This window comes from Agromyces cavernae, from assembly GCF_021044935.1.
Lineage (GTDB): Bacteria > Actinomycetota > Actinomycetes > Actinomycetales > Microbacteriaceae > Agromyces > Agromyces cavernae.
In genome coordinates, this window is record NZ_JAJNMP010000002.1 from 407,236 (window position 1) to 419,802 (window position 12,567).

A 12,567-nucleotide genomic window follows, 5' to 3' on the forward strand; every position below is an offset into this window, starting at 1 on the left:
CGCCACGTCTTGCGGGTTCGTTCCCGCCCACTGCGGATGCGGTGCATCCTCGAAGCCTTCGTCGGTGTCGCGCCGGGCGCGGCCCGGACGACTCCCTCGATTATCGCATGCTCTCACGGGAGACGGTGGAACCGGCATGCCAGAATACGGAGCATGCCCGACCCCTCCCGACGTTCCCGGCCCCTCGCGTTCGCCGTGTTCCTGATCGTCGCGGGGGCGCTCGGCCTCCTCGCCGCCTTCGAACTCGCGCTCGAGAAGGTGCTCGTGCTGAGCGAGCCGGGGCACGTGCCGTCCTGCGATGTCGGCGTGCTCGTCGGGTGCGGTGTCAACCTCGGATCGGCGCAGGGCTCGGTGTTCGGGTTCCCGAACCCGTTCATCGGCCTGATGGCCTGGCCCGTCGTGATCACGATCGGCGTCGCACTGCTCGGCGGTGTGCGATTCCCGCGCTGGTTCTGGGTCGGGTTCAACCTCGGCGTCGCCGGCGCACTCGTCTTCGTCGGCTGGCTCATCGCGCAGAGCATCTACGTGCTCGACGTGCTGTGCCCGTGGTGCATGCTCACGTGGGCGGTCACCATCCCGACATTCTGGGCGGTCACGCTGTACAACCTTCGCGAAGGCAATATTCCCGTACCGGCACGTGTACGACGCCTCGCCGGAGCTTGGTTCGCATGGGTGCCGCTGATCACGATCGTCAGCTATGCGGTGGTCGTGCTGCTCGCGCAGGCGCAGATGAACGCGATCCCGCGGGTGCTGATCGACCTGCAGAACCTCTGATCCAGCTCACGCGGGCTGAGGAGCGACGAAGGCGGCGGGTCGAGGAGGCGCGCAGCGCCGTCTCGAGACCAGCGTCCCGAAACCCGGAGAACGCGTTGCGCTCCGGTTTCGAGACGGTCGCTTGCGCTCCCTCCTCAACCCACTGATCTCAGGCGAACCAGAGCGCGAGCTCGCGCTCGGCCGACTCGGCGGAGTCGGAGCCGTGCACGAGGTTCTGCTGCACCTTGAGGCCCCAGTCGCGGCCGAAGTCCCCGCGGATCGTGCCGGGGGCCGCCGTCGTCGGGTCGGTCGTGCCGGCGAGCACGCGGAAGCCCTCGATGACGCGGTTGCCCGCGACCCGGATGGCGACCGACGGACCCGACTGCATGAACTCGATGAGCGGCTCGTAGAAGGGCTTGCCCTCGTGCTCGGCGTAGTGCTTCGCGAGCAGCTCGCGGTCGGCCTGCACGAGCCGGATGTCGACGAGCGAATAGCCCTTGGCCTCGATTCGGCGCAGGATCTCTCCGCTGAGGTTGCGGGCGACCCCGTCGGGCTTCACGAGCACGAGGGTCTCTTCGATCGCACTGGTCATTGCTGTTCCTTCCCTGCCGCGGCGTCTGCCGCGTGCTGTCGGTCGATGCGGGCCCCGACGACCATGGCATACCACCACATGCCGCCGAAGATCACCCCGACGACGAACATCGCCGGGTTGAGGAAGCCTGACGCGAGGATCAGCAGCTGCAGCGTCCAGCCGAGCGCGTACGCCCACCGGTGGCGCAGCAGCCCGATCGTCACGATCAGGGCCACGATGATGACGCCGCCTGCCGCGAGGGCGACCCACGACGGCAGCACGCCTGCCGGCTCGCCCTGGGCGAGGCCCCAGATCACGAGGGCGGCGAGGAACACGATGAGCGCCTCGCACGCGAGGATGACCGCGGCGAGGCTCTGTCGCAGGGATCGCGCCGGGCGTGCCGGACGTGCCTGCTGCGCCGTCGCATCGTCGGGTGTCTCGGGTGTCGGTTCGGACGGTTCCGGCGCGGTCATCAGCGCCCCCATTCCCGGTCGTCGGCGATGATCATGGCCTCGCCGACGAGCGCGATCGAACCGGCCACGACTACTGCGCGCTTGGGGGCTTCCGCCGCCCAGGCGCGGGCCTCGTCGAGCGCGTCGTCGAGACGGGGCGCGACACTCACGCGGTCGGCGCCGATGCGATCGGCGACGAAGGCGCCGAGCTGCTCGGCAGGCACCGCACGGTCGCTCTCGGGGGCGGTCACCACGAACGGGCCCGCGCGGCGGGCGAGCGCGTCGACGATGCCGGCGACGTCCTTGTCGGCGAGGACGCCGAAGACGAACGCCACCTCGTCGAAGTCGAAGTACTCCTCGAGCCCGGCGATGAGCGCAGCTGCGCCGTGCGGGTTGTGGGCCGCATCGACGATGATCGTCGGTTCGGCACCGACGACCTGCAGGCGACCGGGCGACGTCGCCGCAGCGAGGCCCTGCGCGACGACGGAGTCGGCGAGGCGCACCGATCCGCCGCCGATGAATGCCTCGACCGCGGCCACCGCGACGGCGGCGTTCTCGGCCTGGTGCCGTCCGAAGAGCGGCAGCTGGAGGTCGGCGTACTCACCCGCGAGACCGCGGATCGTCACGAGCTGGCCGCCGACGGCGACCGTTGAGTCGACGACCGCGAACGCGTCTCCCTCGACCGCGAGCGTCGACTCGGTCAGGTCGGCCGCCTGCTCGAGGACCGCGAGCGCCTCATCGGGCTGGATGGCCGTCACGACGGAGGCCGCCGGCTTGATGATGCCCGACTTCGTGCGCGCGATCGCCTCGATGGTCGAGCCGAGCCGGCCCTCGTGGTCGAGCGCGATCGGGGTGAACACCGCGACCTGCCCATCGGCGACGTTCGTCGAGTCCCATTCGCCGCCCATGCCGACCTCGAGCACGACGACGTCGACCGGCGCGTCGGCGAAGCACGCGAAGGCGAGCGCGGTGAGCACCTCGAAGAAGGTGAGCGGTGCCTCGCCGGCCTGTTCGAGCTCGACGTCGACGATCGCGATGAAGGGGAGGATCTCCTCCCAGTTGCGAGCCACGGCCTCGTCGTCGATGGGTTCCCCGTCGATGCGGATGCGCTCGGTGAAGCGCTCGAGGTGCGGACTCGTGAGCAGTCCGGTGCGCAGGCCCGACGCGCGCAGCAGGCTCTCGATCATGCGACTCGTCGAGGTCTTGCCGTTCGTGCCGGTGATGTGGATCACCGGCGCCGCGCGGTGCGGGTCGCCGAGCAGCTCGACGGTTCGGCGGGTCGGTGCCAGCCGGGGACGGGGCGAGCCCTCGCCCACGCGTGCGAGCAGCGCCGCGAACACCGCGTCGGCGGCGGCGCGGGCGTCGTGGTCGATCTCGTCGTTCACGCCTTCTCCAATCCGATGATCAGTGTCGTGCCCCCTGCGAGCGGCTGTATTCCCGACCCGGTCACCGCGTCGAGCTCGGCGAGTTCGAGTGTCGTCGCGAGCGTCTCACCCGAGATCAGCTCGCGATGCCCCTCGGCCGACGCACGGCTCTCGTCGTCGAGCGACAGCCTGAGCCGGATGCGGTCGCCGACCTCGAGCCCGGCGGCCTTGCGCGCGTCCTGCACGGCGCGCACGATGTCGCGCGCCCTGCCCTCGGCCTCGAGGTCGGCCGTCGTCGCCGTGTCGAGGATGACGAATCCGCCGTCGGCGAGCAACGCGAGGGCGCTCTGCCCGTCGCCCGAGCCACCGGCTTCGAGCACGAGGTCGTACTCCCCCGGCTCGAGCGCGATGCCGCCCGCGACGACGGAGTCGCCGTCGAGCGACCAGTCACCGGCCCTCGCCGCCTGGATCGCCTGCTGCACCGACTTGCCGAGCCTCGGCCCCGCCGCCCGGGCGTTGACGCTCAAGCGCTTGGTGACCCCGTACGCCTCTGCGCTCGACCCGTCGAGCGAGACGAGGTCGACGGACTTCACGTTGAGCTCGTCACGCAGGATCGCTTCGAACGGAGCGAGGCCCGCGGCATCCGTCGTGACGATCGTGAGGCTCGCGAGCGGCAGCCGCACCCGGCGGCCCGCCTGCTTGCGCAGGGCGAGGGCCGCGCCGCTGATCTCGCGCACCGCGTCCATGGCGGCGACGAGCGCATCGTCGGCCGGGAACTCGTCGGCATCGGGCCAATCGGCCAGGTGCACGCTGCGGCCGCCCGTGAGCCCGCGCCACACCTGCTCGGACATGAGGGGCAGCAGCGGAGCCGAGAGGCGGGTCAGCGTCTCGAGCACGGTGAACAGCGTGTCGAACGCCTCGCGGCCGTTGCCGTCGGCGTCGACGCCCGCCCAGAACCGATCGCGCGAACGACGGACGTACCAGTTCGTGAGCACGTCGCCGAAGTCGCGCAGCTTCTGCGCGGCGAGGGTCGTGTCGAAGTCCTCGAGATCTTCGGTGACGCGGGTCACGAGATCGCGCAGCTTCGCCAGCAGGTAGCGGTCGAGCACGTCGGTCGAGTCGGTGCGCCGCTGAGCCTCGTACCCCGTGGTCGCCGGGTCGGTCGACCGGCGCGCGGTGTTCGCATACAGAGAGAAGAAGTACCAGGTGCTCCAGAGCGGCAGCATGAACTGGCGCACGCCCTCGCGGATGCCCTCTTCGGTGACGACGAGGTTTCCGCCGCGGAGCACGGGGCTCGACATCAGGAACCAGCGCATCGCGTCGGAGCCGTCGCGGTCGAAGACCTCGTTCACGTCGGGGTAGTTGCGCAGCGACTTCGACATCTTCTGGCCGTCGCTGCCCAGCACGATGCCGTGGCTCACGACGTTCTTGAACGCCACCCGGTCGAAGAGCGCCGTGGACAGGACGTGCATGACGTAGAACCAGCCGCGTGTCTGCCCGATGTACTCGACGATGAAGTCGGCGGGCTGGCGGGTGTCGAACCACTCCTGGTTCTCGAACGGGTAGTGCACCTGGGCGAACGGCATCGACCCCGAGTCGAACCACACGTCGAAGACGTCTGGGATTCGCCGCATCGTCGAACGACCGGTGGGGTCATCGGGGTTCGGCCGCGTGAGGTCGTCGATGTAGGGCCGGTGCAGGTCTGGCTCGCCGTCGGGGTTGCGCGGCAGCGTGCCGAAGTCGCGCTCGAGGTCGGCGAGCGACCCGTAGACGTCGACGCGTGGGTGTGCCGGGTCGTCGCTCTTCCACACGGGGATCGGCGAGCCGAAGTAGCGGTTGCGGCTGATCGACCAGTCGCGCGCGCCGGCGACCCACTTGCCGAACTGGCCCTCCTTGACGTTCTCGGGCACCCAGGTGACCTCCTGGTTGAGGTCGCCCATGCGGTCGCGGAACTCGGAGACGCGGATGAACCAGCTCGAGACCGCCTTGTAGATGAGCGGGTTGCGGCACCGCCAGCAGTGCGGGTACGAGTGCACGTAGCTCGCCTCGCGGAGCAGCCGCCCCTCGGCCTTCAGCAGCCGGATGAGCGGCCTGTTGGCGTCGCTCCAGAGCATTCCCGCGACATCGGTCACGGCAGGCAGGAACCTGCCGCCCTCGTCGAGCGAGATGATGACCGGGATGCCGGCCGCCTCGCCGATCTTCTGGTCCTCCTCGCCGTACGCGGGTGCCTGGTGCACGATGCCCGTGCCGTCTTCGGTCGTGACGTAGTCGGCGACGAGCATGCGCCACGCGTGCTGCACCCCGTAGGCCTCGACGTCGGCGTAGTAGTCGAAGAGGCGGTCGTAGGTGACGCCGTCGAGATCGGCACCGCGCACGGTGCGCGAGATCGCCGCGCGGGCGGTGTCGGCGTCGTCGTAGCCGAGTTCCTTCGCGTAGTTGCCGACGAGGTCGGCGGCGAGCAGGTACTCGCCGCCGAGCACCTCGGTGTCGGATGCCCCGTCGCCGGCCTTCTCGCGAAGCACGGTTGCGTCGGGGGTGCCGTTCGGCCCGGCGGGAACGACGGCGTACTCGATGTCTGGACCGACCGCGAGGGCGAAGTTCGTGGGCAGCGTCCACGGGGTCGTGGTCCACGCCAGAGCGCGCACGGCGGTGAGGCCCAGCGACTCCGCCTTGGCGCCGGTGAGCGGGAAGGTCACCGTCACGGTCTGGTCCTGCACGTCCTTGTAGACGTCGTCGTCCATTCGCAGCTCGTGGTTCGACAGCGGCGTCTGGTCGCGCCAGCAATACGGCAGCACGCGGTAGCCCTCATAGGCGAGACCCTTGTCGTGCAGGGTCTTGAACGCCCAGATCACCGACTCCATGAACGTGACGTCGAGCGTCTTGTAGTCGTTCTCGAAGTCGACCCAGCGCGCCTGCCGGGTGACGTAGTCCTGCCACTCCTTCGTGTAGCGCAGCACCGCGGTGCGCGCGGCCTCGTTGAAGGCCGCGATGCCCATCTCCTCGATCTCGCTCTTGTCGGTGATGCCGAGCTGGCGCTCGGCCTCGAGCTCGGCGGGGAGTCCGTGCGTGTCCCATCCGAAGCGGCGGTGCACCTGCCGGCCGCGCATGGTCTGGAAGCGCGGGAAGACGTCTTTGGCGTACCCGGTCAGCAGGTGGCCGTAGTGCGGCAGCCCGTTGGCGAAGGGCGGGCCGTCGTTGAAGACCCATTCGGGCGCGCCCCGCCGCTGGTCGATCGATGCCTGGAAGGTGCCGTCGGCGTTCCAGAACGCGAGCACCTCGCGCTCGATGGCGGGGAAGCTCGGCGATGGCGCGACGCCGGAGGCGGCGGACTCTGCATCCTGGCCCTTGGGGTACAACGTTCTCCTCCTGGATGGACTTGCCTGATCCACGAGGACGGCCGACTCGACGAGTTCAGCCGCGGTACCACCCCGCTTGCGCCTCGATCCGTCGACTCGCTCGGGATCGCTGCACCGCTTGTTCTTAGGCTGTGACGGGCCTGACCCGTTCGGTTCTACTGGGCGTTCGCCGTTCTTCCGAAGACTCCCCGGTGATGGCCGGTTCGATGTCGTTCCCACGAGTGTATCGGGTCGATGCGAACGACGCGCGATCACCGGGTCGGCATCGGGCGCTGCACTCCGGTCGCCTGCGGCGTCCACCGATAGGCCTCGTGGATGAGCGCGAGGAGCGCGCCCTCGGACACGTCGTGCGACTTCGCCTCGTCGACGAGGTCGTGGATCGCCCCGGCGAGCGCGGCGTGCCCCCCGATGCGGACGGCCACGACGGCGCCGCGCCCGCGGTGCAGTTCGATGAGCCGCTCGTCGCGCAGCACGTGATAGGCGCGCAGCACGGTGTGCACGTTGAGATCGAGCGCGGCCGCGAGCTCTCGGGCGGCAGGCAGCCGCTCACCGCCCGACAGCCGACCGTCGACGATCGACGCGCGTATGCCCGAGACCAACTGCTCGTAGAGCGGGGTCGCGAGCGTCGGATCGATGCGGATGAGCACTCTGAAATTCTATTCTTCTATGTGAAATAGAACAACTTGCTTGTCCGAGCTTCTGCGCGGTGTCAGGATGATTCCGGGCTCCGAATGAGCGGATGCCACTGCCACTCCCCCTCGTCGCAAGGAACTCGATGCGTGCTGCACACGTGACCGCCCCCTCGACGACGCGCAGGTCCGGCTTCCTCGCCGGCGCCGTCGCGCTCGTCACCACGATCTCGCTCGTCGGGTGCCAAGCGGCCGAGCCCGAGTCATCCGGCGATCCCGTCGAAGGCGGCACCCTCGTCTACGCGAGCGGCGACGCCGAGCCGACCTGCCTCGACCCGCACGTCGGCGGCAACTACCCGCAGGCGCTCATCGCCGGGCAGTTCCTCGAGTCGCTCGTCTCGCGCGACGAGTCGGGCGAGATCATCCCGTGGCTCGCCGAGTCGTGGGAGCCCTCCGTCGACCAGCTCGCCTGGGAGTTCACGCTGCGCGAGGGCATCGAGTTCACCGATGGCACCCCCCTCGATGCCGAGGCCGTCAAGGTCAACGTCGAGCACCTGAAGGACCCGGCGACCCAGTCGTCGACGGGCTACCTCGCGATGGGCAAGGTCGAGTCGGTCGAGGTCGTCAGCGATCGCGTCGCCCGGTTCGTGCTGAGCGCGCCCGACAGCGCCCTGCTGGAGTCGCTCGCCCAGCCGTGGACGGCGATCCAATCGCCGGCCGGCATCGCCCGCGGCATGGACGCGAACTGCCAGGCGCCCGTCGGCACGGGCCCGTTCATCGTCGACGAGTGGGTCAAGCAGGATCACGTGTCGCTCGTGCGCAACGACGACTACGCGTCGGCCCCGGCCGACGCCGCGCACACCGGCCCCGCCTATCTCGAGGGCATCGAGTGGCGGTTCGTGCCCGACTCTTCGACGCGCTACGCCGCACTGCAGGGCGGGCAGGTCGACGTGATCGACAACCCCCAGCCCGACACGATCGCCGCAGCCGAGGGCGACGACGCCTTCACGTGGATCGATGCACCGCGACCGGGCGCCTCGAACCGCATCGAGCTGAACTCCGGGCAGGCGCCGTTCGACGACGAACGCGTCCGTGAGGCGTTCATCCGCGCCGTCGCCGTGAACGACGGCATCGACTCGCTCTTCTTCGGCACCGCCGAGCGTTCGTACTCGCCGCTCTCGTCGGTCGAGCCGCTCGCCTACGCCGACGAGACGCTCTTCGCGTCCGACCTCGACGCGGCGAACACGCTCCTCGACGAAGCGGGCTGGACCGAGCGCGACGGCGACGGCACGCGCATGAAGGACGGCGTACGACTGACGCTCCGATTCCCCGTGAGCACCAACCAGTCGATCCCCGCCGAGCAGTCGCTGTTCGAGCAGGTCCAGGCCACGGCGAAGGAGGCCGGATTCGACGTGGTGATCTCGCTGCTCGACCTGTCGAGCTGGTACGGCGCGCTCTTCGCGCACGAGTACGAGATCGTGAGCGCACCGTACACGAAGGTCGGGCCCGACGTGCTGCGGATCCTGTACCACTCCGACAGCATCACGCCCGCGCCGAGCGGGTACTTCGCGAACCTCGCGCAGCTCGACGACCCCGAGGTCGACGCACTCCTCACCGGTGCGGCTTCGACGAGCGATCCGACCGAGCGCGCGGCCCTCTACGAGCAGGCGCAGCAGCTGATCCTCGGCGGACACTACCTGCTGCCGTTGTACGACCAGCAGAACAGCTTCCTGCTCAGCGCGAACGTTCAGGGTGCGCGCGCCCTGCCGACGGTCTCGACACCGAGCTTCGCCGACGCGTGGCTCATCGACTGAGCGGCGGGCGTCGCGGCGACCGGCCGCTGCGGCACTTCGTGCTCCTCCTCGGCGGTGCCGTCTTCGTCATGTGGGCGGTGGCGACGCTGACGTTCTTCGCCATCCGCCTGATCCCCGGCGACCCCGCGCAGGCGATCCTCGGCGGTCCGGGCTCGCAGGCCTCCCAGGAGGCGCTCGACCAGGTCCGGCGCGACTACGGGCTCGACCAGCCGCTGCTCCTGCAGTACTTCGCGATGCTCGGTCGCCTGCTCACTGGCGACCTCGGCGACTCGTACGCGCTGAAGATCCCCGTCGCCGAACTGCTCGGTGCGCAGATCGGCGGCACGCTGCTGCTGGCGGTGCTCTCACTCGCGCTCGCGTGGGTGCTCGCGTTGGCGCTCTCACTCGTGTCGACCGGTCGCGGACGCATCGCGACGGCCATCGGCGAGGGCGTGGAGCTGACGGCCGCCGCACTCCCCCAGTTCTGGCTGGCCGCGGTGCTCATCGCGATCTTCAGCACCGGGCTCGGTTGGTTCCCGCCGGTCGCGACCGGCACGGCGTCGGGACTCGTGCTCCCCGTCGTGACGCTCGCGATCCCGCTCGCCGGGTTCCTCGCGCAGGTGATGCGCGAGAGCCTGCTCGACGCGATGACGCAGCCGTTCGTGGTCTCGGCGCGGGCACGCGGCGAGAGCGCGGTCGGCGTGCGCCTGAGGCACACGATCCGCCACGCGGCGCTGCCCGGCATCAGCCTCTCGGGCTGGGCGCTCGGCTGGTTGCTCTCGGGAGCCGTCGTCGTCGAGACGATCTTCGCGATCCCGGGTCTCGGCAGGACGCTGCTGCAGGCGGTCACCCTGCGCGACATCCCCGTCGTCACCGGGGTGGTGCTGCTCATCGCGCTCGTGTACGTCGTGATGACCGTGCTGACGGATGTCGCCTCGCGCACCGCCGACCCGAGGCTGCGGCAGGAGGCAGGCCGATGAGCGAGCTCGAACTGCGCCAGACGACGATCGACGCCGAGGTCGCGCACGCGCCCCGCAGGCGTGCGCGGATCGCCCGCCTGCCGCGGGCGGGCACCGTCGTCGCCGGGGCGTTCGTGCTGTTCCTGCTCGCGGCGACCGTCGTCCCGGGCCTTCTCGAGACGCAGGACCCGAACCGGATCTCTCCGAGCGAGGCGTTCGATTCGCCGTCGCTCGCGCACTGGTTCGGCACCGACGAGTCGGGGCGCGACATCTACAGCCGCGTCGTCGCCGGCACGGGCACGTCGTTGCTCATCGGCGTGACGGCGACGTTCATCGGCCTCGCGTTCGGGCTCGTGCTCGGCGTGCTCGCCGGGTTCGGCGGGCGCGTCGTCGACTACGGCGTGAACCGGCTCGTCGAGGTGCTCTTCGCGTTCCCGGGGCTCCTGCTCGCGCTGCTCGTGATCGTCGTCTACGGGCCCGGGCCCGTCACAGCCACGATCGCGGTCGGGCTCTCGACCGCGCCGGGATACGCACGCATCATCCGCGGGCAGTTCGTGGCCATCCGCTCGTCGCAGTACGTCGAGGCGGCCCGCGTGCTCGGGCACTCGCGCGGACGCATCATCGCACGACATGTGCTGCCGAACGCACTCATCCCGATCTTCGTGCTCGCGACGCTCGGCGTCGGCCAGGCCATCGTGTGGGCGGCGGCGCTCAGCTACCTCGGCCTCGGTGCGCAGCCGCCCGCCGCCGAGTGGGGTGCGATGCTCGCGGCCGGTCGCACGTACCTCTCGGTCGCCTGGTGGATGACAGTGTTCCCAGGCCTCATGATCGTCGGCACCACGATCTCGACGACGGTGCTGGGCCGCGCGCTCGCCCGCCGTGGACGGGGTGACGCGTGACCAGCCCGACGACCCGACCGCTCCTCGACGTCGCCGACCTGCGCGTCGCATTCGGCGACACCGAGGTCGTGCGCGGCGTAACGTTCTCGATCGCTGCGGGCGAGTGCGTCGCGATCGTCGGCGAGTCCGGGTCGGGAAAGTCGGTGACGGCGCGCGCGCTGCTCGGCATGGCCGGTCGGGGCTCGCATACGGAGTCGAGCGTGCTGCGCGTCGGCGGTCGCGAACTCGGCGGCGCGGGCGAACGCGAGTGGCGTCGTGCACGCGGACGCGATGTCGGGCTCATCCTGCAGGACGCGCTCGTCTCACTCGATCCGCTCCGGCCGGTGGGCCGCGAGATCGACGACCCCCTGCGCATCCACGAACGGATGTCTCTGCCCGAGCGACGCGCACGCGTGCACGAACTCCTCGCGTCCGTCGGCATGCCCGATCCCGACTTCGCCGCCCGGCGACGTTCGGGCGAGCTGTCGGGCGGCTTGCGACAGCGCGCGCTCATCGCGGCGGCGATCGCGCTCGACCCGCCGCTGCTCATCGCCGACGAGCCCACCACGGCCCTCGATGCGACCGTGCAGGCGCGCATTCTCGCGCTCATCGGTGAGATCCAGTCGCGCGGTACCGGGATCCTGCTCATCAGCCACGACCTCGCCGTCGTCGGGCACCTCGCCGACCGGATCCTCGTGATGCGCGCCGGCGAGATCATCGAGTCCGGCACTGCGGCCGAGGTGCTCGGCGCCCCCCGGGAGCCCTACACGCGACAGCTCATCGCCGCCGTGCCGAGCGAGGTCCCGCGAGGCGTTCCCCTTGCGCGATCCGAACCTCCGATCCCGATCGCGGTCGACCGCTCCGCGTCGCGGTCCCCGGCGCTCGTGGCGATCGCCGCGAATGAGCCACCGCTCCTCGCGATCGATCACGTGAGCAAGACCTTCGCCGTGCCGGGCGGCCGCTTCACCGCCGTCGAAGACGTCTCGCTCGAGGTGCGCCGCGGCGAGACCGTGGGGCTCGTCGGCGAGTCGGGGTCGGGCAAGACGACGCTCGCGCGCCTCGCGCTCGGGCTCACGACGCCCGACACCGGCGAGGTGACCCTCGACGGCGCACCGTGGTCGCGGCTCGATGAGCGAACCCGGCGGCCCGCGCGTCGCCGCATCGGGGCGATCTACCAGGATCCGCTCAGCTCCTTCGATCCCCGCTGGAGCGTCGGGCGGATCCTCGCCGACGCTTGGAACGTCGGTGCTCCCGGCCGCCACCCGCGCACCGCGGACCACGCGATCGCCGAGCTCCTCGAACAGGTCGGGCTCGAGGCATCCGTCGCCCGCCGGCGACCGCTCACCCTCTCGGGCGGCCAACGACAGCGCGTGGCGATCGCGCGCGCGCTCGCCGCGTCGCCCGAGATCCTGATCTGCGACGAGCCCGTCTCGGCGCTCGACGTCACCATCCAGGCGCAGATCCTCGACCTGCTCGACGACCTGCAGCGCGAGCGCGGGCTCGCGCTGCTGTTCATCTCGCACGACCTCGGGGTCGTGGCGCACATGGCCGATCGCGTCGCGGTGATGCAGGCGGGCCGCATCGTCGAGGCCGGTGCCGCCGATCGGGTCCTCGCCGAGCCCGAGCACCCGTACACCACCCGGCTCGTCGCCGACGCGCCGCGTCTCACGCGCGCCTGAACTATCGCAGCCGCGTCGCGGAAGGCGCGCCATTCCGCGGGCTACGGTGACGGCGGCGCGCTCCGGTAGGCTGGATCGTCGCACATTCAGGCACCTCCCGATTGACTCGGTGCCGCCGATATCGAACCGGAGC

10 protein-coding genes are annotated in these 12,567 nt (G+C 70.4%); 5 read left to right on the top strand and 5 right to left on the bottom strand.

Annotation, left to right across the window (positions count from 1 at the left end; genetic code table 11):
• Positions 1-153: 153 nt before the first annotated feature.
• Entirely contained in the window at positions 154-774 is a 621-nt protein-coding gene (locus LQ757_RS08020; protein ID WP_231046697.1) for a vitamin K epoxide reductase family protein, read from the top strand.
• A gap of 148 nt (positions 775-922) precedes the next feature.
• On the opposite strand, the gene ndk is transcribed toward LQ757_RS08020, so the two are convergent.
• The 5 genes from ndk to LQ757_RS08045 form a co-directional block, all read right to left on the bottom strand.
• A complete protein-coding gene (gene ndk / locus LQ757_RS08025; RefSeq protein WP_231046698.1) occupies positions 923-1,345 on the bottom strand; it encodes a nucleoside-diphosphate kinase in 423 nt (140 codons plus the stop codon).
• Complete coding sequence (locus tag LQ757_RS08030) at positions 1,342-1,797, bottom strand: DUF4233 domain-containing protein (RefSeq protein WP_231046699.1); 456 nt, start codon at positions 1,795-1,797, stop codon at positions 1,342-1,344. Before LQ757_RS08030 ends, ndk begins: the two co-directional genes overlap by 4 nt.
• Entirely contained in the window at positions 1,797-3,161 is a 1,365-nt protein-coding gene (locus tag LQ757_RS08035; RefSeq protein ID WP_231046700.1) for a bifunctional folylpolyglutamate synthase/dihydrofolate synthase, read from the bottom strand. Before LQ757_RS08035 ends, LQ757_RS08030 begins: the two co-directional genes overlap by 1 nt.
• The gene (gene ileS / locus LQ757_RS08040) at positions 3,158-6,496 is read right to left on the bottom strand and encodes an isoleucine--tRNA ligase (protein WP_231046701.1); all 3,339 of its coding nucleotides are present in this window, start codon (positions 6,494-6,496) and stop codon (positions 3,158-3,160) included. The genes LQ757_RS08035 and ileS overlap by 4 nt, the downstream gene beginning before the upstream one ends.
• A gap of 251 nt (positions 6,497-6,747) precedes the next feature.
• Positions 6,748-7,143, bottom strand: a complete 396-nt coding sequence (locus LQ757_RS08045) for a GntR family transcriptional regulator (protein ID WP_231046702.1) — start codon at positions 7,141-7,143, stop codon at positions 6,748-6,750.
• A 128-nt stretch (positions 7,144-7,271) separates the two neighbouring features.
• Here LQ757_RS08045 and LQ757_RS08050 point away from each other — a divergent pair, with 128 nt between their 5' ends.
• The 4 genes from LQ757_RS08050 to LQ757_RS08065 all read left to right on the top strand — a co-directional run bounded on the left by LQ757_RS08050 (position 7,272) and on the right by LQ757_RS08065 (position 12,434).
• Positions 7,272-8,939, top strand: a complete 1,668-nt coding sequence (locus tag LQ757_RS08050) for an ABC transporter substrate-binding protein (protein WP_231046703.1) — start codon at positions 7,272-7,274, stop codon at positions 8,937-8,939.
• A gap of 68 nt (positions 8,940-9,007) precedes the next feature.
• Entirely contained in the window at positions 9,008-9,898 is an 891-nt protein-coding gene (locus LQ757_RS08055; RefSeq protein ID WP_231047323.1) for an ABC transporter permease, read from the top strand.
• The gene (locus tag LQ757_RS08060) at positions 9,895-10,776 is read left to right on the top strand and encodes an ABC transporter permease (RefSeq protein WP_231046704.1); all 882 of its coding nucleotides are present in this window, start codon (positions 9,895-9,897) and stop codon (positions 10,774-10,776) included. The genes LQ757_RS08055 and LQ757_RS08060 overlap by 4 nt, the downstream gene beginning before the upstream one ends.
• Positions 10,773-12,434: a dipeptide ABC transporter ATP-binding protein gene (locus LQ757_RS08065; RefSeq protein ID WP_231046705.1), complete on the top strand. Its 1,662-nt coding sequence runs from the start codon at positions 10,773-10,775 to the stop codon at positions 12,432-12,434. Before LQ757_RS08060 ends, LQ757_RS08065 begins: the two co-directional genes overlap by 4 nt.
• Positions 12,435-12,567: the final 133 nt, after the last annotated feature.